Annotated in this window: 17 protein-coding genes and 1 riboswitch; of the genes, 8 read left to right on the top strand and 9 right to left on the bottom strand. The window is 52.6% G+C overall.

Going from position 1 to position 18,154, the window contains the following annotated elements; genetic code table 11:
- Positions 1-31: 31 nt before the first annotated feature.
- Together ttdB and ttdA are read right to left on the bottom strand one after the other, a co-directional pair.
- A complete protein-coding gene (gene ttdB, locus OGV75_RS03360) occupies positions 32-637 on the bottom strand; it encodes a L(+)-tartrate dehydratase subunit beta (RefSeq protein ID WP_016154539.1) in 606 nt (201 codons plus the stop codon).
- Positions 634-1,542: a L(+)-tartrate dehydratase subunit alpha gene (gene ttdA, locus OGV75_RS03365; protein WP_047358656.1), complete on the bottom strand. Its 909-nt coding sequence runs from the start codon at positions 1,540-1,542 to the stop codon at positions 634-636. Before ttdA ends, ttdB begins: the two co-directional genes overlap by 4 nt.
- Positions 1,543-1,754: 212 nt before the next feature.
- On the opposite strand from ttdA, the gene ttdR reads away from it, so the two are divergent.
- Complete coding sequence (gene ttdR / locus OGV75_RS03370) at positions 1,755-2,696, top strand: L-tartrate utilization transcriptional activator TtdR (RefSeq protein ID WP_213239529.1); 942 nt, start codon at positions 1,755-1,757, stop codon at positions 2,694-2,696.
- Positions 2,697-2,727: 31 nt separating this feature from the next.
- Here ttdR and plsY read toward each other — a convergent pair whose 3' ends face one another.
- The gene (gene plsY / locus OGV75_RS03375; protein ID WP_047358671.1) at positions 2,728-3,345 is read right to left on the bottom strand and encodes a glycerol-3-phosphate 1-O-acyltransferase PlsY; all 618 of its coding nucleotides are present in this window, start codon (positions 3,343-3,345) and stop codon (positions 2,728-2,730) included.
- Between the two features lie 106 nt (positions 3,346-3,451).
- Between plsY and folB the strand changes: the two genes are divergently transcribed.
- Positions 3,452-3,820, top strand: a complete 369-nt coding sequence (gene folB, locus OGV75_RS03380) for a bifunctional dihydroneopterin aldolase/7,8-dihydroneopterin epimerase (protein ID WP_003828442.1) — start codon at positions 3,452-3,454, stop codon at positions 3,818-3,820.
- An 86-nt stretch (positions 3,821-3,906) separates the two neighbouring features.
- The gene (gene bacA, locus OGV75_RS03385; RefSeq protein WP_016154535.1) at positions 3,907-4,725 is read left to right on the top strand and encodes an undecaprenyl-diphosphate phosphatase; all 819 of its coding nucleotides are present in this window, start codon (positions 3,907-3,909) and stop codon (positions 4,723-4,725) included.
- Positions 4,726-4,777: 52 nt separating this feature from the next.
- Here the strand turns inward: bacA and OGV75_RS03390 are convergent, their stop codons facing one another.
- Together OGV75_RS03390 and OGV75_RS03395 are read right to left on the bottom strand one after the other, a co-directional pair.
- A complete protein-coding gene (locus tag OGV75_RS03390) occupies positions 4,778-6,013 on the bottom strand; it encodes a multifunctional CCA addition/repair protein (protein ID WP_047358654.1) in 1,236 nt (411 codons plus the stop codon).
- Between the two features lie 61 nt (positions 6,014-6,074).
- On the bottom strand, positions 6,075-6,695 hold the full coding sequence (locus tag OGV75_RS03395; RefSeq protein ID WP_016154533.1) for a TIGR04211 family SH3 domain-containing protein: 621 nt from the start codon (positions 6,693-6,695) through the stop codon (positions 6,075-6,077).
- Positions 6,696-6,936: 241 nt separating this feature from the next.
- On the opposite strand from OGV75_RS03395, the gene OGV75_RS03400 reads away from it, so the two are divergent.
- From OGV75_RS03400 to glgS, 4 genes are all read left to right on the top strand, one after another.
- Positions 6,937-8,238: a CYTH domain-containing protein gene (locus OGV75_RS03400; RefSeq protein ID WP_065554300.1), complete on the top strand. Its 1,302-nt coding sequence runs from the start codon at positions 6,937-6,939 to the stop codon at positions 8,236-8,238.
- Positions 8,239-8,363: 125 nt separating this feature from the next.
- Complete coding sequence (gene glnE / locus OGV75_RS03405) at positions 8,364-11,204, top strand: bifunctional [glutamate--ammonia ligase]-adenylyl-L-tyrosine phosphorylase/[glutamate--ammonia-ligase] adenylyltransferase (protein ID WP_286480337.1); 2,841 nt, start codon at positions 8,364-8,366, stop codon at positions 11,202-11,204.
- Positions 11,205-11,263: 59 nt separating this feature from the next.
- Positions 11,264-12,697 (top strand): bifunctional D-glycero-beta-D-manno-heptose-7-phosphate kinase/D-glycero-beta-D-manno-heptose 1-phosphate adenylyltransferase HldE, encoded by a 1,434-nt coding sequence (gene hldE / locus OGV75_RS03410; protein ID WP_075848574.1) that lies wholly within the window; start codon positions 11,264-11,266, stop codon positions 12,695-12,697.
- A 307-nt stretch (positions 12,698-13,004) separates the two neighbouring features.
- Positions 13,005-13,211, top strand: a complete 207-nt coding sequence (gene glgS, locus OGV75_RS03415; RefSeq protein ID WP_019077704.1) for a cell surface composition regulator GlgS — start codon at positions 13,005-13,007, stop codon at positions 13,209-13,211.
- Positions 13,212-13,245: 34 nt separating this feature from the next.
- On the opposite strand, the gene ubiK is transcribed toward glgS, so the two are convergent.
- On the bottom strand, positions 13,246-13,542 hold the full coding sequence (gene ubiK, locus OGV75_RS03420) for a ubiquinone biosynthesis accessory factor UbiK (protein WP_003024618.1): 297 nt from the start codon (positions 13,540-13,542) through the stop codon (positions 13,246-13,248).
- A 132-nt stretch (positions 13,543-13,674) separates the two neighbouring features.
- A riboswitch (FMN riboswitch) is annotated at positions 13,675-13,824 on the top strand.
- Between the two features lie 106 nt (positions 13,825-13,930).
- Here ubiK and ribB point away from each other — a divergent pair.
- Positions 13,931-14,584 carry a 3,4-dihydroxy-2-butanone-4-phosphate synthase gene (ribB, locus tag OGV75_RS03425; protein WP_016154529.1) on the top strand — a complete coding sequence of 218 codons (654 nt, stop codon included), beginning with the start codon at positions 13,931-13,933 and terminating at the stop codon, positions 14,582-14,584.
- Positions 14,585-14,667: 83 nt separating this feature from the next.
- Here ribB and dsbI read toward each other — a convergent pair whose 3' ends face one another.
- From dsbI to assT, 3 genes are read right to left on the bottom strand one after another with little or no spacing between them, the layout of a single operon-like run.
- A complete protein-coding gene (gene dsbI, locus OGV75_RS03430) occupies positions 14,668-15,345 on the bottom strand; it encodes a protein-disulfide oxidoreductase DsbI (RefSeq protein WP_286480339.1) in 678 nt (225 codons plus the stop codon).
- Between the two features lie 14 nt (positions 15,346-15,359).
- Positions 15,360-16,028, bottom strand: a complete 669-nt coding sequence (locus OGV75_RS03435) for a thiol:disulfide interchange protein DsbA/DsbL (protein ID WP_019077701.1) — start codon at positions 16,026-16,028, stop codon at positions 15,360-15,362.
- A 23-nt stretch (positions 16,029-16,051) separates the two neighbouring features.
- On the bottom strand, positions 16,052-17,848 hold the full coding sequence (gene assT, locus OGV75_RS03440; protein WP_286480340.1) for an arylsulfate sulfotransferase AssT: 1,797 nt from the start codon (positions 17,846-17,848) through the stop codon (positions 16,052-16,054).
- Positions 17,849-18,154: the final 306 nt, after the last annotated feature.

Below are 18,154 nucleotides of genomic sequence, written 5' to 3' on the forward strand. Positions count from 1 at the left end.
AAGGGAGAGGCGCAGCGCCTCTCCGGGAGGGTTATTTGATGTAGTGCACGTGCTCGCAGATTTCATCGACGATAGGATCGCGACGTTCAGCGAACAGCTTTTTGTTTTCGGCGATCAGGTTATTGCCGTGGGTATCGATGGAAACGATCAGCGGGCCGAACTCTTTCACCCGACATACCCACAGGGACTCCGGCATGCCAAGTTCGGTCCAGTGTACCTCTTCGATCTCTTCAACCTGGGTTGCCGCCACGACCGCACAACCTGCCGGGAAGATTACGTGCAGCGCTTTAAACTGTTTGCAGCCTGCTTCCGTTAGCGGTCCCATGCCGCCCTTGCCGACCACCAGTTTGACGCCCGTCTGCTCGATAAAGTCTTTCTCAAACGCTTCCATACGCATGCTGGTGGTTGGGCCAACGGAGACCATCTCCCATTTTTCACCGTTCTTACGTACGATGGGCCCCGCGTGGAAAATGGCTTTGCCGTTCAGGTCATAAGGAATCGGGCGCTTCAGTTCGATCAGGCGGCGGTGACACACGTCACGACAGGTCACCAGCGTACCGGTCAGGTAGATGACATCGCCAACGCGAATGTCGGCCAGATCTTCGGCTTTGATCGGGGTTGTGAGGATCTTTTTCATAACGCGCTCCGGGTGTGAGACAGGTTTTCGAAGGAGAGGTCAGCATGAACCAACAGCGTGCCGCGACGGTGTGCCCAGCAGCCGGTAGAAACGGCAACGCCGATAGTCGACGGATGGCGTGCGGCGGATTCGATATGCACGCCCATCACCGAGCTATTCCCGGTCAACCCTTGCGGGCCAATGCCCAGACGGTTCAGCCCTTCTTCAAGACGCAGTTCCAGTTCGGCCGCTTTTGGATTCGGATGACGTGATCCGATAGGACGTAGCACCGCTTTACGAGAAAGGACGGCGGCGGTTTCCACGGAGGTGGCAATACCTACGCCCACCAGCACCGGCGGGCAAGCGTTGACTGCCAACGTGGAGATATTTTCGAAGACAAATTTCACCACGCCCTCGTAGCCTTCAGAAGGCATTAACACTTTTGAACGTCCCGGCAGCGTACAACCGCCGCCTGCCATGTAGACTTCGATTTCCGCGTCGTCGTTATCAGGGATGATGTCCCAGGTGACCCACGGCACACCGGTACCGGTATTTTTGCCGGTATTCACTTCGTCAAAAATCTCGACCGCGTTATGGCGCAGCGGCGCTTTTACCGTGGCGTCTTCAACGGCCTGTTTCAGGATGCTTTGCAGTTCGCCCAGCAGCGGAAAACGGGAGCCGACCTTCACAAAGAACATAATCTCGCCGGTGTCCTGACAGGCCGGACGGTTCAGGTCGATAGCTTTCTGCATGTTGTCAAACATGGTGTGGTAGATGATTTTACCCATCGGCGAAGTTTCGCCTTCACGCAGCTGTGTTAATTTATCTACGACGTCGTCAGGCATGCGGGTAGAAATCATGGCGGTAAAATCGGCGACAATGTTTGTCAGCGTAGTTATCGCATTTTGGTTATTTTGATTGCTCATCTTGTTAACTCCAGTTCTTTTATTTATCTGGAAATAAATTCTCCGCCACAAACTACCACTAAAAATGTGGGTTTATATTATTTGCCACTGTGAATATCCAATTAACAGATCGTGAATGATGTTCAGATAAGCAATAAAAATTGCACAAAGGCAGGGTTTAATACGCATGAGGGAATTACACTGCGGTTAACAACTTTACGGATATACCGATCATGCTGAACACGTATCCCCTCGCGAAAGACCTGCAGGTCCTGGTTGAAATTGTTCATAGCGGTAGCTTCAGTGCCGCCGCCGCGGCGCTCGGCCAAACGCCCGCGTTTGTGACGAAACGCATTCAGATCCTTGAGTCCACGCTGGGGACGACGCTGCTAAGCCGCTCCGCGCGCGGCGTGACACTCACGGAGAGTGGTCAACGTTGTTATGAACATGCGCAGGCTATTCTTGCGGGCTATCAGCATCTGGTCGATGACGTCACGCAACTCAAAACGCGCCCGGCAGGGATGATTCGTATCGGCTGTAGCTTTGGCTTTGGGCGCAGTTATATTGCACCAGCTATTACCGAACTGATGCATAGCTATCCTGAATTACAGGTGCATTTTGAACTTTATGATCGGCAAATTGATTTGGCGCAGGATAATATCGATTTGGATATTCGTATTAATGACGAGATTCCGGATTATTATATTGCGCATTTGTTAACGAAAAATAGAAGAATATTATGTGCAGCACCGACGTATTTACAAAAATACGGTGAGCCGACAACGCTGCAGGAATTAAGTAGTCATGATTGCCTGGTCACTAAAGAACGCGATATGACCCACGGGGTGTGGGAGCTGGATAACGGCCAGGAGAAAAAGTCGGTCAAGGTGGCGGGACATCTCTCCTCTAACAGCGGCGAGATTGTGTTGCAGTGGGCGCTACAGGGAAAAGGGATTATGCTGCGTTCCGAATGGGACCTGCAGCCGTTTCTGGCAAGCGGTGAACTGGTGCGCGTGCTGCCGGACTATGCGCAAAGCGCCAATATCTGGGCGGTTTATCAGGAGCCGCTGTATCGCAGCGTGAAGCTTCGGGTGTGCGTGGAGTTTCTGGCGACGTGGTGCCAGAACCGATTAGGCAAACCGGTAGAGGGGTATCACATTCCCCACGCCGGATAAGACGCTGTTGCGTCGCTATCCGACATTAAAATCACTCTGGGTCTCTTTCGCGTTTTTTCTTCAGCTTGGTCCAGATCTTTGGCTCCTGACGACGCCACAGACGCTGAATGTTGTCATGGTGGCGTAACAGAATTAAGCACGACAGCATGGACACCGGGAAAGTGAACTGGGGATTGAACCACCAGACGTAAAAGGGGGCGATCAGCGCGCTGACGATAGCGCCTAATGATGAATAGCCGCTTAATAAGACGGTCAGCAGCCAGGTTCCGGCCATCACGCCGGTTAAGTCCCAACCAATCGGCGCAATTGCGCCAAAGGCGGTGGCAACGCCTTTCCCACCTTTAAAGCCGAAGAAGACCGGCCAAATGTGACCCAGACAGGCGGCGATCGCGATCAATCCCAGCCAGAAGGGGCTAATGCCTAGCACATAGGCACCCCAGACGGGTAACATACCTTTCAGGACGTCGAAAATTAGCACCGCGACGGCGGCTCCTTTGCCACCGATGCGCAATACGTTTGTCGCGCCCGGATTCCCAGATCCGCTGTCACGCGGGTCCGGTAATCCAGCAAGGCGGCATACCAGAATAGCACTGGAAATTGAGCCACAGAGGTACGCGAAGATAATCATTCCAGGCGCGATTGCACTCATAAGCTGTTCCGTTTTGAAAATGTCGTGTAAAACGCTACTTCTGTGGATAATACGCATATTTCGCCGGAAGTGGTATCCGGGTTAGCCAAAAAGCAGGCAGGTCGTGATGGATATTGTATTTATAGAGCAACTTTCTGTAATCACCACTATTGGTGTTTACGACTGGGAACAAACGATCGAACAACAGTTGGTGTTCGATATCGAAATGGCGTGGGACAACCGTAAATCGGCTAAAAGCGATGATGTGGCTGATTGCCTGAGCTATGCTGATATTGCTCAAACGGTTGTTAATCATGTGGAAGGCGGGCGCTTTGCGCTGGTCGAACGCGTGGCGGAAGAAGTGGCGGATCTGCTGCTGAGCCGTTTTAATTCTCCATGGGTGCGGATCAAACTCAGTAAACCTGGCGCGGTTGCCCGTGCGGCGAACGTCGGGGTTATCATTGAGCGTGGCAATAATCTGAAAGAAAATAATTAACTTAATAATATCTAAACCAAACGGGTATAAAAGGGTCTTTATGTCGGCTCGTTTTCGCCGTGGTTTCTCTATCTAGAGGTTCATTAATGAGTGATATGCACTCGCTGCTGGTGGCGGCAATTTTGGGTGTGGTCGAAGGATTGACGGAGTTTTTACCCGTTTCCAGTACCGGCCATATGATTATTGTTGGCCACTTGTTGGGTTTTGAGGGTGACACCGCAAAAACATTTGAGGTGGTAATCCAGTTGGGCTCTATCCTGGCGGTCGTGGTGATGTTCTGGCGACGCCTGTTTGGCCTGATTGGCATTCACTTCGGTAAGGTCCCACATGAAGGCACTGGCAAAGGTCGGCTGACGCTGGGCCATATCCTGTTGGGGATGGTTCCTGCCGTCGTACTGGGACTGATTTTCCACGACATCATCAAATCGCTGTTTAACCCGATCAACGTGATGTATGCGCTGGTGGTAGGGGGCGTGCTGCTGATTGCCGCAGAATGCCTGAAGCCGAAAGAGCCGCGTGCGCCGGGTCTGGATGATATGACTTATCGCCAGGCGTTTATGATTGGCTGTTTCCAGTGTCTGGCGCTGTGGCCGGGTTTTTCTCGTTCCGGGGCGACGATTTCTGGCGGTATGCTGATGGGAGTAAGCCGTTACGCGGCCTCCGAATTCTCCTTCCTGCTGGCCGTGCCGATGATGATGGGCGCAACGGCGCTGGATCTCTACAAAAGCTGGACGTTCCTCAGCGCATCAGATATTCCGATGTTTGCAGTTGGTTTCGTGACGGCGTTTATCGTGGCGTTGGTGGCGATCAAAACCTTCCTACAGCTGATTAAGCGCATCTCGTTTATTCCGTTTGCGATTTACCGCTTTATTGTGGCGGCTGCCGTTTACGTCGTGTTCTTCTGATTTTACTAGCTTGCCGGATAGCGGCGTTAACGCTTATCCGGCAATGCACTGTCTACGCTTTCGGGCAACGTTGTTCTTTCCAGTCGGCTACCGCCGCGATACGACGCCGGGTCAGTTCCTCGCGAATAGCCTGACCTTTGAATCCCGCCTCAACGACGTCTTTCGTTGGTACCGCCTGCGCAACCTGCCAGGCTTCACGCAACAGCCTGCCTTGCGGATAATCCGCCGCTTCAAAACCGGTTCGCCCACGCACGTCGGCCTCGCTGGTCAGGGCGATTTGCTCCACGCGCTGCGGTTTGCGCCAGGCATCGATGGAATCAAACAGCTTAACGATGGTTTTCGGCTGCAGGATCGGGAAGGTATGAATGAGGTCGTGGAACTCGGCTACCAGTTTGGCTAAATCACGGATGTCATTCGGCACGCGCAGGCGTTGGCACAGTTGCTCGACCAGCTTCACGCCAGCCGGACCGTGACCGTGGTGGCGTGGCCACAGCGCTTTTGGCGTCAATGCCTTGCCAAGATCGTGGCACAGCGTGGCGAAACGCACGTCGACCTCCGGACTTAACATGGCCGCCATCGACAGCGTCATCAGCGTGTGAATACCTGTATCAATTTCCGGATGCCATTGCGCGGGCGCGGGAACGCCAAACAGAGCATCTACTTCCGGAAACAGGACGTGCAGTGCGCCGCAGTCGCGCAGGACCTGAAAAAATACCTGTGGGTTGCGGGTGGTTAAAGCACCTTCTGTTTCTTTCCACACCCGCTCTGGCGTCAGGTGCTCCAGTTCCCCTGCGGCGTTCATATCGCGCATCAGCGTCATGGTTTCTTCAGCGATACGAAAACCGAGGTGCGCATAGCGGGCAGCAAAGCGCGCCACGCGCAGCACGCGCAATGGATCTTCGCTAAAGGCGGGGGACACATGGCGTAGCAGACGGTTTTCCAGATCATCGCGTCCGTTATACGGATCGATAATCTCGCCGTCGTCATCGCGGGCCATTGCGTTGATGGTCAGATCGCGACGCTGAAGATCAGCCTCCAGCGTTACATCCGGCGCGGCGTAGCAGGTGAATCCGGTATACCCCGAGCCTGATTTGCGTTCGGTACGCGCCAGCGCATACTCTTCCCGGGTTTGCGGATGCAGAAACACGGGAAAATCGCGGCCTACCTGCTGGTAGCCCGCGTCGAGCATCTCTTGCGGCGTGGCGCCGACAACAACCCAATCTTTATCTTTAATCGGTAGCCCTAATAACGCATCCCGAACAGCACCACCGACCAGATAAATCTTCACGCCACTTTCCTTTTGAAATTATGATCCCTTAATCATATGTCAGTGCGGCGGAGAAGGCGATTCAGTTCATCCAGCGATCTTTGCGTTTACGGCTGGGGATCATGTGTGGCAGAACCAGGCCGAGCAACAAACCAAGACCCAGCACGCCGCCGCCGTACATAAACCACTGCATGATGATGGTGCGCTGTTTGTCATCAAGCTGAAGGTTGGCTGCGCTGACCTTCTTTTGCGCCACGATAAGCTCGTTCCTCAGCTTCTGGTTTTCTTGTTTCAGCCCGTCGATTACGCTGTCGCTTTGCGACACTTTTTGCTGCATATCGGCGGTGCGCTGATTCCACGTGGTGTCGATATTATTGAGCTTATCGGTCAAGGTCTTGACCTGGTTTTCCAGATCGGGAACGCGGGTACGCAGGCTCGGCGTACTGTTCAGCTCTTTCAGTGGGATCCAGGCGGTACGTCCGGTGCTGTCTTTCACCTGGGCGTAGTTGGTATTGGCATCGGTCTGTAATAGCGTGACTTCCTCGCCGGCGTTAACCGTACCCACGAGGCGATAATTATCTCCCGGACCGCTGCGGACCCAGGTGTTCAGTTCGTCAGAAACATAGCGCTTTTCTTCGGCATGAGAGACTGCAGTGGCGCTAAGTGCGAGTAAAGTTAATCCAATCAGGCGTAATTTTGGCATCAGGCTGTCGTTATTGTCATAGAAAGTGGAACGATAGTAGTGGCATCAGTGTCTCTACGCAAAGCATTCGACATCAATCGGAATCATCTGTGTCCTTTTTGCCACCACTCAAAACTTTTACGCCCGTCAAATTGCTCGTTGCATGGCAATTTGGCGCAAAATACTATCTACTGACCATAAAGAACGAGCTTAGTTCGCAGTCAGTTTTCTCAACTGTGACATAACCCATAAGTACAAGACCATGGCCCAGGAAATCGAATTAAAATTTATCGTCAATAGTGACGCTGTAGATGCGCTACGTGAACGTCTGAATACGCTGGGGGGAGAGCATCATGCGCCCAGCCAGTTGCTGAATATCTACTACGAAACGCCGGATGCGTGGCTGCGTGGTCACGATATGGGGCTGCGTATTCGCGGTGAGAACGGTCATTACGAAATGACCATGAAAATTGCCGGACGAGTGACGGGCGGCCTGCATCAGCGGCCGGAGTTTAACGTTGCGCTGAACGCGCCAGAGTTGGATCTCTCCCTGTTTCCAACGGAAGTCTGGCCTGATGGCGAACTGCCCGCTGAACTTGCCTCTCAGGTACAGCCGCTCTTCAGCACCGATTTTTACCGTGAGAAATGGCACCTTGATATCGACGGTAGCCGCATTGAAATGGCCCTCGATCTCGGGGAAGTGAAAGCGGGCGAGTTGGCTGAACCTATCTGTGAGCTTGAACTGGAGCTGTTAAGCGGCGATACCCGAGCAGTATTGAAGCTGGCAAACCAGCTGGTATCGCAAACCGGTTTACGCCAGGGCAGCCTGAGTAAAGCGGCGCGCGGCTATCATCTGGCTCAGGGGAATGCACCGCGTGAACTCAAACCGACGCGCATTTTGAAGGTTCCGGCAAAAGCGAGTATTGAGCAAGGGCTGGAAGCGGCGCTGGAGCTGGCATTATCACAGTGGCAGTACCATGAAGAGCTGTGGGTGCGCGGCGTCAAAGGGGCGAAAGCCGAGGTGCTGGCTGCGATGGGCCTGGTGCGTCACATTCTGATGCTGTTTGGCGGTAATGTGCCGCGAAAAGCGAGTGCTCACTTACGTGATTTGCTGACCCAGTCGGAAGCGATCATTGCGTCTGACGTTTCTGCCGTTTCCGCGGTTTACAGCACGCAAACGGCGATGACCAAGCTGGCGCTGACCGAATGGCTGGTGACCAAAGGGTGGCAGCCGTTCCTTGATGCGAAGGCGCAGGGTAAAATAGCCGACTCCTTTAAGCGTTTCTCAGATACCCATCTCTCGCGCCATGCTGCTGAACTGAAAACAGCTTTTGCTCAGCCGCTGGGCGATCAGTACGCCGATCAGCTTCCGCGCCTGACGCGCAACATTGATAGCATGCTGATGCTGGCGGGATACTACGACGAAAATGTCGCATCGGAATGGATCGCCACCTGGCAGGGTTTACGTCACGCCATTGCGGCCAACCAATACATTGAAATTGAACACTTCCGCAACGAGGCGATTGCTTTAGAACCGTTCTGGCTGCACAGCGGAAAACGATAATCAGGGTGAGGCCGGGATGCCTGATGGCGCTGCGCTTATCAGGCCTACGCGATGGGCGGAAGCGTCATGCAGGCTGGATAAGGCAACATGCCGCTGCCCGGTACTATTCAAAGGATAATCCATAAATGAAGCAGCTCTCTTCACCGTTACAGCATTACTGGCCGACCGTTGTTGAGCGGCTGCCAGCAGCAATATCTGAGTCCTCGCTTAGTATTCAGGCGAAGTCAGTGCTTACATTCAGTGATTTTTTTCGCGACAGCATTATTGCCCATCCCGAATGGCTGGTCGAACTGGAAAGCACGCCACCCGGGGCGGATGAATGGCAACACTATGCTGATTGGTTACAGCAAGCATTGGTCGACGTTAGCGACGAAAACACGCTGATGCGTGAGCTGCGCCTGTTTCGCCGTCGCATCATGGTGCGTATCGCCTGGGCGCAGACGCTGTCGCTGGTGACGGAAGAGAGTATCTTGCAGCAGCTAAGCCATTTGGCTGAAACGTTGATCGTCGCCGCGCGTGACTGGTTATACGCCGCCTGCTGTCGTGAATGGGGTACGCCCTGTAATCCACAAGGTGTTGCGCAACCGCTGCTGATTTTAGGCATGGGGAAACTGGGTGGCGGCGAACTGAATTTTTCCTCTGATATCGATCTGATTTTTGCCTGGCCGGAGCACGGCAGTACGCAGGGTGGACGTCGCGAGCTGGATAACGCGCAGTTCTTTACCCGTATGGGCCAGCGGCTCATCAAAGTGCTGGATCAGCCCACAATGGATGGATTTGTCTATCGGGTGGATATGCGTTTACGCCCGTTTGGCGACAGCGGCCCGCTGGTGCTGAGCTTCTCCGCGCTGGAGGATTATTACCAGGAACAAGGGCGCGACTGGGAACGCTATGCGATGGTCAAAGCCCGCATTATGGGCGATTGCGACGGTACTTACGTCAGTGAGCTTCGCGCTATGCTGCGGCCTTTTGTCTTCCGCCGCTATATTGATTTCAGCGTGATCCAGTCTCTGCGTAACATGAAAGGAATGATTGCCCGCGAAGTGCGCCGCCGTGGCCTGAAAGAAAACATTAAGTTGGGCGCGGGTGGTATTCGTGAAATCGAATTTATCGTGCAGGTCTTCCAGCTTATTCGCGGTGGGCGCGAGCCGTCATTGCAATCCCGCTCGCTGTTACCCACGCTCAGCGCCATCAATGCGTTGCACCTGCTGTCAGACACCGACGCGGAACAACTGCGTGCAGCCTATCTCTATTTACGTCGTCTGGAGAACCTGCTGCAAAGTATCAATGATGAGCAGACCCAGACCTTGCCAGGCGATGAACTGAACCGCGCGCGGCTGGCGTGGGGGATGAACGTCGATGACTGGCAGCAGCTAACCGATGTGCTGGCCAGTCATATGGACAACGTGCGCCGGGTGTTTAACGAGTTGATTGGCGATGACGAAGCAGAAACCCAGGAAGAGTCGCTCTCAGAACAGTGGCGTGAACTGTGGCAGGACGCATTACAGGAAGATGACACCACGCCGGTGCTGACGCATCTGGCGGATGACGATCGCCGGCGCGTGCTGTCTCTGATTGCCGATTTTCGCAAAGAGCTGGATAAACGCACCATTGGCCCACGCGGACGCCAGGTGCTGGATCACTTAATGCCGCATCTGCTGAGCGATGTCTGTTCGCGTGACGACGCCTCAGTCCCGCTGTCGCGCATCACACCGCTGCTGGTAGGCATAGTGACCCGTACGACCTATCTGGAGCTGCTGAGCGAATTCCCCGGAGCGCTTAAGCATCTGATTTCGTTATGTGCCGCCTCGCCGATGATCGCCAGCCAGCTGGCGCGGTATCCGCTGTTGCTCGATGAACTGCTGGATCCGAATACCCTGTATCAACCCACCGCGACGGATGCCTACCGTGATGAACTGCGCCAGTATTTGCTGCGCGTGCCGGAAGATGACGAAGAGCAGCAGTTGGAAGCGCTGCGTCAGTTTAAGCAAACGCAGCTGCTGCGCATTGCCGCGGCAGATATCGCTGGTACGCTGCCGGTGATGAAGGTGAGCGACCACTTAACCTGGCTGGCGGAAGCTATTATTGATGCGGTAGTCCAGCAGGCGTGGATGCAGATGGTCGCTCGCTACGGGCAACCCTCTCATCTTAACGAGCGCGAGGGGCGCGGTTTTGCCGTCGTCGGGTATGGCAAACTGGGCGGCTGGGAGCTGGGCTACAGTTCGGATCTTGATTTGATCTTCCTGCATGACTGTCCTATGGACGTGATGACGGATGGTGAGCGTGAGATTGACGGGCGACAGTTCTATTTGCGTCTGTCGCAGCGCATTATGCACCTTTTCAGCACCCGCACCTCATCCGGTATTTTGTATGAAGTGGATGCGCGGTTGCGTCCGTCCGGCGCGGCGGGAATGCTGGTGACATCAACCGAGGCTTTCGCTGATTACCAGCGCAACGAAGCCTGGACGTGGGAGCATCAGGCGCTGGTGCGCGCTCGAGTGGTGTACGGCGACCCACGGTTGACCTCTCAGTTTGATGCGATTCGTCGCGATATCATGACCCTCGTCCGCGATGCGAAAACCTTGCAGACCGATGTGCGCGAAATGCGTGAGAAAATGCGGGCCCATTTGGGCAATAAGCATCGCGATCGTTTTGATATCAAAGCGGATGAAGGCGGCATCACCGACATTGAGTTTATTACGCAATACCTGGTGCTGCGCTATGCGCATGAAAAACCGAAGCTGACGCGCTGGTCGGATAACGTGCGCATTCTGGAGTTACTGGCGCAAAACGACATTATGGATGAGCAGGAAGCGCTGGCGCTTACCCGTGCTTATACGACGCTGCGCGATGAACTTCATCATCTTGCATTGCAGGAACTTCCGGGCCATGTGGCACCGGAGCACTTCGACGCTGAACGTACGCTGGTGCGTGACAGCTGGCAGAAGTGGCTGGTTGCCGAGTGAAGTGTGCTATTATCGCGCGCAAATTTTAAGACCCTCAGAGAATCTCTCAGGAGACAGGAATGAAAGTAACGCTGCCAGAGTTTGAACGTGCAGGAGTCATGGTTGTCGGTGATGTGATGCTAGATCGCTACTGGTACGGTCCTACCAGCCGTATTTCACCTGAAGCGCCGGTTCCGGTGGTGAAGGTTGATACCATTGAAGAACGTCCCGGTGGCGCAGCAAACGTGGCGATGAACATTGCCTCTCTGGGAGCGAATTCGCGTCTGGTCGGCCTGACTGGGATTGACGACGCGGCGCGTGCGCTGAGCAAAACGCTGGCGGATGTGAACGTAAAATGTGACTTCGTTTCTGTGCCAACTCATCCGACGATCACCAAACTGCGCGTGCTTTCCCGCAACCAGCAACTGATTCGCCTGGATTTCGAAGAAGGTTTTGAAGGCGTGGATCCGCAGCCGCTGCATGAGCGTATTAACCAGGCTCTGGGCTCCATTGGCGCTTTGGTGCTCTCCGATTACGCCAAAGGCGCACTGGCAAGCGTGCAGCAGATGATTGCTCTGGCGCGTAAGGCTGGGGTGCCGGTGCTTATCGATCCGAAAGGGACCGATTTTGAACGCTATCGTGGCGCAACGCTGCTGACGCCGAATTTGTCTGAATTTGAAGCGGTGGCCGGTAAGTGCAAAAGCGAAGATGAACTGGTTGAGCGCGGCATGAAAGTGATTGCAGATTTCGACCTTTCCGCGCTGCTGATCACGCGTTCCGAACAGGGTATGACGCTGCTGCAACCGGGCAAATCGCCACTGCATATGCCGACGCAGGCGCAGGAAGTGTATGACGTGACGGGGGCGGGCGATACGGTGATCGGCGTGCTGGCTGCGACGCTGGCGGCGGGGAACACTCTGGAAGAGGCGTGCTATTTTGCTAATGCCGCAGCGGGTGTTGTCGTCGGTAAACTGGGGACTTCCACCGTTTCCCCGATTGAACTGGAAAACGCCGTGCGCGGTCGGGCCGACACTGGCTTTGGCGTGATGAGCGAGTCTGAGCTGAAACAGGCCGTAGCCAGCGCCCGCAAGCGCGGTGAGAAAGTGGTGATGACCAACGGCGTGTTCGACATCCTACATGCTGGCCACGTTTCCTATCTGGCGAATGCGCGCAAGCTGGGCGATCGTCTGATCGTGGCGGTAAACAGCGATGCTTCGACCAAACGTCTGAAAGGCGATACGCGTCCGGTCAACCCGCTGGAACAGCGCATGATCGTGCTGGGCGCGCTGGAAGCCGTCGACTGGGTGGTCTCTTTTGAAGAAGACACACCACAGCGTCTGATTGCCGGCATCCTGCCGGATCTGCTGGTAAAAGGCGGCGACTATAAGCCGGAAGATATTGCGGGCAGCAAAGAAGTGTGGGCGAACGGCGGTGAAGTGCTGGTGCTGAACTTTGAAGATGGCTGCTCAACGACCAATATCATCAAGAAGATCCAAAAAGACAGCGATAAATAACAAATGCTGGAAACGTATCGAACTTTTGGATGCGATACGTTTCTTGCTGTTGATGCTGCTGTTTTCTTCAACCCAGAGTAAAGGAATAAGGGGAGAAGGGATTTCTCCCCCCGATTTACTTTTACATGACGTTACAATAAGCGTGCGTCACGCTGACCTTAAATCCGACCCCTCTTAGATTTCGTGGGAAACTGTGAACCAGCGCAGTGGTTTTGCGCACAATATGTACAGAATAACTTCGCATCCAGGGAAATACTGAAATTAGAAAAAGCATATGGCCTTAACAGATATTCAATAACTGGAGGGTATGCTCATGAACAGCAATATGTATTCAATGAACAATTTCGATTTCCTGGCCCGTAGTTTTGCCAGGATGCAAGCTGAGGGCCATCCCGTAGATATCCAGGCGATAACTGGGAATATGGATGAAGAACATCGTAGCTGGTTTTGCAAACGCTATGCGCTGTACTGCCAGCAAGCGACGGAGGCCAGGAAGCTAGAACTGGAACACTAACAGAAAAAACGGGCCTTGCGGCCCGTTGTCGTTTTTACTCTTGCGGATCGACTGACGGGATCGCGGGAGCAGGTTTAACTTCTGCCGTTTTTTCACGCGATTCCAGCTCAGTCAGACGTTGCTCAAGCAGCGCCAGCTTTTCACGGGTACGCAGCAAAACCTGAGTCTGTACATCAAACTCTTCACGGCTTACCAGATCCAGACGGGTCAGCTGTGACTGCAGCGTTTGACGAATTTTCTTCTCGACGTCTTCGCCAAACTCGCGGATCCCTTTCGGCATCGACTCGTGAACCTGACGAGCAATCTGCTCAATTTTTTTCGGGTCAATCATTGTGGTTTCCCTGAACTGGTACGTGTTGTTGCCTATTGTAGTGCGAACTGGCACAGGCATAAACCAGAATTGTGTGAAGCTAAGACGAGCAAAGGCGTTGATGAAGGTAATCAATAGCGTTATAGTTAACCCGCTTATTCTCAGGGCGGGGCGAAATTCCCCACCGGCGGTAAATCAACTCAGGTTGAAAGCCCGCGAGCGCTTTGGGTGCAAACTCAAAGGTCAGCAGATCCGGTGTAATTCCGGGGCCGACGGTTAGAGTCCGGATGGGAGAGAGTAACGATCCAGTCGGGCATGGACCCGCTCACGTTATTTTTTTGCCGCTTATACGGTACTCCTAAGACTGCCCTGATTCTGGTAACCATAATTTTAGTGAGGTTTTTTTACCATGAATCAGACGCTACTTTCCTCTTTTGGTACGCCTTTCGAACGTGTTGAACTTGCGCTGTCTGCGCTGCGTGAAGGACGCGGTGTGATGGTGCTTGACGACGAAGATCGTGAAAACGAAGGCGATATGATTTTCCCGGCAGAAACCATGACCGTTGAACAGATGGCTCTGACCATCCGTCACGGCAGCGGTATTGTATGCCTGTGCATCACTGAAGACCGACGCAAACAGCTCGATCTGCCAATGATGGTGGAAAATAACACCAGCGCTTACGGTACCGGTTTTACCGTGACCATTGAAGCAGCAGAAGGCGTGACCACCGGCGTTTCCGCTGCGGACCGTGTTACTACGGTACGTGCGGCAATTCAGGATGGCGCTAAACCTTCCGATCTTAACCGTCCGGGGCACGTTTTCCCGCTGCGTGCTCAGGCAGGTGGCGTGTTGACCCGCGGTGGTCACACTGAAGCAACCATCGACCTGATGACGCTGGCAGGGTTTAAACCGGCAGGCGTACTGTGCGAACTGACCAATGACGATGGCACCATGGCGCGTGCGCCAGAATGTATCGAATTTGCCGGCAAGCATAATATGGCGGTAGTTACTATCGAAGACCTGGTGGCTTATCGTCAGGCGCATGAGCGCAAAGCCAGCTAATCGCAAATTACCACGTTAGTCGCGGTAAGCATAAAAAACCGAAGCCATCTTCCAGGCTTCGGTTTTTTTGTTTCTTGCTCCGATTATTTGGTTCTCACCCGCTTTAATGCCCATGCGCCGCTCATAATGACGAGCAACAGTAAGCACAAACTAAAGGCCAACAAACAGGCCTGCGCCATGTTCATAAAATGCCAAGGCGGGATCAGATACCAACCTTCTGACTGCTGGTACAGATCGACAAACCACTTTTGCGTACTGCTGAGCGCCACGCCGTCGGGAACAATGGGAGCGTCATAGCCGCAATCTCCTGTGGGTTTAAACCACTCCGGTGCCCAGTTGGCCAGAGGCAAATTAAAAGGGAATGTCGGATCGGTGGAGCATCCCTGTACGCCAAACAGCGAATCCGGGTCCGGGTTATGTACAGCATAATGAATGCCGTTAAGTTTGATGGAGAACTTAATGCCCATGATGCTGCCGTAAAATGCCGCGATACAACCGATGAGCTTCAGAGCAACATTTTTGGGGTTGATTGCCGCAATCAATCCGCCAAAAACCATCACCAGCATGGCAAAGCGAATGTAGACACATTGCTCGCAGGGGGCCATGTAGAGATAGATTTGGAAGAACGAGTGCGCCAGAATAATCAATCCACCCATTGCGCAAGCCATCAACAGCCACAGAAAGCGCTGTTCCTGCCATCTCACCAGGGTATCAACCGGTGTATTGCGTAAGTCTCGCCACGATCCTTTTATGAAAGCCATAGCCGGGTCCCTGTTTATTTTTTCGCGAGCTCTCTGACAAGCTCAGCCATGGAATCAATAGATTTGATATTTTTGGTGTAGATCAGGTATTTACCATTGACGACGTAAGCCGGAACGCCCTGGATTTTGGCGACATCATATGCTGCTTTCCATTTCTCCAGCGTTTGCTGGACGGCTGGATCCTTCAATGCCGCGTCAAAATCAGCCTGGCTCATGCCCGCTGCATCCAACCCTGTTTTGATGAATGAGGCGGGATCTTTACCCTCTGACCAGCGCTCTTTCTTATCGTGGTAGGCGGCGTAATAAGCGAACTTGGCTTTTTTAAACTGTGATTTGGCGTCAAACAATGAAATACCTGCAGCCATGTCCCTGGCAATCATTACGGCAAAGATTTCACTGGCCTGCTTACCGTATTCCCCTTTGGTTTCCAGATGAAACGGAGTGAAAGTAACGACATCGGCGACTTTGTCTGACACGGGCCCTGTCACGGCTTTATCATATTTGTAGCAAAATGGGCAGGCGTAACTGAATACTTTGATCAACGTCTTATCGGCATTGGGAATTGGTTTTTCCAGAACCATATAATCAGTGCCTTCAGTAAACGCTGATGCTGCAAACGGTGAGGCAAGCGCGGCGGTTAATACCACGCTTTTAAATAATGAAGTGATCCATTTAGATGACATAATTAATCCTTAATCTAACGTAATTATTTAAACATTTGGCGTGGATGAACCAGCAATGCACGGTAGTGAGTTTGATTTGGCTTATCGGACAGGACATTAATTTCGACTTTGACTTCTTTTGTTTTGTAGTCAATTTCGTTGATTTTGCCGATGGTTGGCTGTCCAACGTCAAATAAATTAATCGAACCACCAAAGCCAAACATGGTGTCGCGATCTTTTTGATATTCGATAACCGAGGTGATAGGGCTATAAAAATCATAACCGCGCTCTTTTCCGTACTCCCAAATTTGCTGGACGGTCCCTTTTTTCTCGTCAATTTTATATTCGACGAAACGGGAGTATTTCATTGTTGGTAACGCCGGTTGTTCGAGTCCGCGGCCATCGCCGTTGTCAAAAATGGTAAGCGTTCCTTTGCTGGAGAGCCATGCGGTGTGTTGAGTGTAGGTAAAATCGAAATCGGTATTCTCGCACTTGCCATTTTCATCACATTTCAGTGCGTTGCCTTTATCATCAACCGGTTTTAACAGCTTGCTTGCCAGCGCCTTATTCCAGCCTTTAGACGGTGCAAGGATCCACTTAACCTGTTTATCGCGACCGATTTTGACAACCCCCTGATGGCGGGAAGAGATAATGATGGCGTCGTCTTTGGCGTCAAAGGCGATGGAGTTAACGTGCGCCCAGTTACGACCAGCACCCACGCCGAGGGCGTCACCGTAGGGGGTATCTGGCTCCAGTTTTGCCTGCTGGCCGGCATGAGCGAGGTCCACGTTGACGCATACCGCGCCCGCATCCAACGCACCCAGCAGTGCATCACGCATCGGATCGAGAATTTTTGTCAGATCCCACACGTCAACAACACGACCGGATTTGTCGACTTCAATAATCTGGTCGCGGATAGTTTGTACGTGAATGCCATCTTCCTTGCGATAGTCCCGTTTACCCACGCGAAGCAGTACGGTGCCGTTCACCGTTTCGACGGACTCATGCGATGCGTCGAGGAATCCGCGCGGCAGCTTATGGTCGGCCAGAATCTGGCCCATCATATCGAATTCATACCAGTGCTGGCCCTGTACGGCGGTGAAGGTGCCGCGCGGTGTCTCTCGTATGCCCATCAGGTAACCGCGCTTGTTGATATCCATGTCATGACCGTCATAGAAAGTGTCCTGATCCAGCCACCAACGATATTCACCTTCCGTATCAACGATAAAGGTAAAGGGTGCGATATCAAAGGGTAATGCGCCACCGGCCGGACCAGCATCCAGGATACCGGCATTTTTATCTTTTTCACCATGCCAGTGGAATTCTGCGCCCTGCGCGGTAAAGGTGTGGGTATTCACCAGATAGAGACGGTCTTCAAAGCCAGGTGCGACCTTAATAACGTTTGTTTGCTGTAAATCGGAAATAGAACGGTTATCCATGTAGTGATTAACGATGGCAGATGTTTGCACCACGTAATCTTCCTTGATGGCCTTGCCATTTTCTTTATATTCAACAGTGACTTTATTAGCGAACTTTTGATAAAGGCCAAAAATAGGAACCCCATCGTAGGTGGCGAGGGATTCTTTGCCGACGGTATAGGTAATTGGGACTCCTTTTTCACCTTTACCATGAACGGTAACTTTAACATCCGAAATAACATGACTATCTAATTCAACCAGTGCGGTAAGAGGGGCGTTTCCGTATGGGTCAACGACTATCGCACCCAATTTTCCTGCAGGCTGGGCTGGTTGGAAACCTGCGGCAAATGAATTCCCTGCGGCAAAGCCAAACGTCAGTGCAAGCGTTCCGGCTAGAAGTGTTTTTCGGTACTGTGTAAACATGGATATATCTCCTTATATTATCTTTAAATATAACAGTGCTGAATATATTATGTTTTTACGATGTGAATATAATAAAAAATGGTATTGCCGATGCTACTTTTATGGTGAATATACTAATATTGATGAGGTGTATTATTTTGCAGGCGCTAATTTTTATTATTTTTTGGATGGTATGAGTGCGTTATTTTAAGGGCAATATTTATTATTGCGCAGTGTGATCTTGTCGACATTGTTTTATTTTTTATAACGGTGTCAACTATTTGCATAGCTGCTGGTTTATATGATCGAAATCATATATTTGTTTCT

Origin of the sequence: Citrobacter sp. Cb028 (genome assembly GCF_030336705.1) — a bacterium.
GTDB classification, from domain to species: Bacteria; Pseudomonadota; Gammaproteobacteria; order Enterobacterales; family Enterobacteriaceae; genus Citrobacter; species Citrobacter braakii.

Bases quoted from the DNA above. Each gene is read 5' to 3' on its own strand.
- ttdB (WP_016154539.1), bottom strand. From the start codon at position 637: ATGAAAAAGATCCTCACAACCCCGATCAAAGCCGAAGATCTGGCCGAC.
- ttdA (WP_047358656.1), bottom strand. From the start codon at position 1,542: ATGAGCAATCAAAATAACCAAAATGCGATAACTACGCTGACAAACATT.
- ttdR (WP_213239529.1), top strand. From the start codon at position 1,755: ATGCTGAACACGTATCCCCTCGCGAAAGACCTGCAGGTCCTGGTTGAA.
- plsY (WP_047358671.1), bottom strand. From the start codon at position 3,345: ATGAGTGCAATCGCGCCTGGAATGATTATCTTCGCGTACCTCTGTGGC.
- folB (WP_003828442.1), top strand. From the start codon at position 3,452: ATGGATATTGTATTTATAGAGCAACTTTCTGTAATCACCACTATTGGT.
- bacA (WP_016154535.1), top strand. From the start codon at position 3,907: ATGAGTGATATGCACTCGCTGCTGGTGGCGGCAATTTTGGGTGTGGTC.
- OGV75_RS03395 (WP_016154533.1), bottom strand. From the start codon at position 6,695: ATGCCAAAATTACGCCTGATTGGATTAACTTTACTCGCACTTAGCGCC.
- OGV75_RS03400 (WP_065554300.1), top strand. From the start codon at position 6,937: ATGGCCCAGGAAATCGAATTAAAATTTATCGTCAATAGTGACGCTGTA.
- glnE (WP_286480337.1), top strand. From the start codon at position 8,364: ATGAAGCAGCTCTCTTCACCGTTACAGCATTACTGGCCGACCGTTGTT.
- hldE (WP_075848574.1), top strand. From the start codon at position 11,264: ATGAAAGTAACGCTGCCAGAGTTTGAACGTGCAGGAGTCATGGTTGTC.
- glgS (WP_019077704.1), top strand. From the start codon at position 13,005: ATGCTCATGAACAGCAATATGTATTCAATGAACAATTTCGATTTCCTG.
- ubiK (WP_003024618.1), bottom strand. From the start codon at position 13,542: ATGATTGACCCGAAAAAAATTGAGCAGATTGCTCGTCAGGTTCACGAG.
- ribB (WP_016154529.1), top strand. From the start codon at position 13,931: ATGAATCAGACGCTACTTTCCTCTTTTGGTACGCCTTTCGAACGTGTT.
- dsbI (WP_286480339.1), bottom strand. From the start codon at position 15,345: ATGGCTTTCATAAAAGGATCGTGGCGAGACTTACGCAATACACCGGTT.
- OGV75_RS03435 (WP_019077701.1), bottom strand. From the start codon at position 16,028: ATGTCATCTAAATGGATCACTTCATTATTTAAAAGCGTGGTATTAACC.
- assT (WP_286480340.1), bottom strand. From the start codon at position 17,848: ATGTTTACACAGTACCGAAAAACACTTCTAGCCGGAACGCTTGCACTG.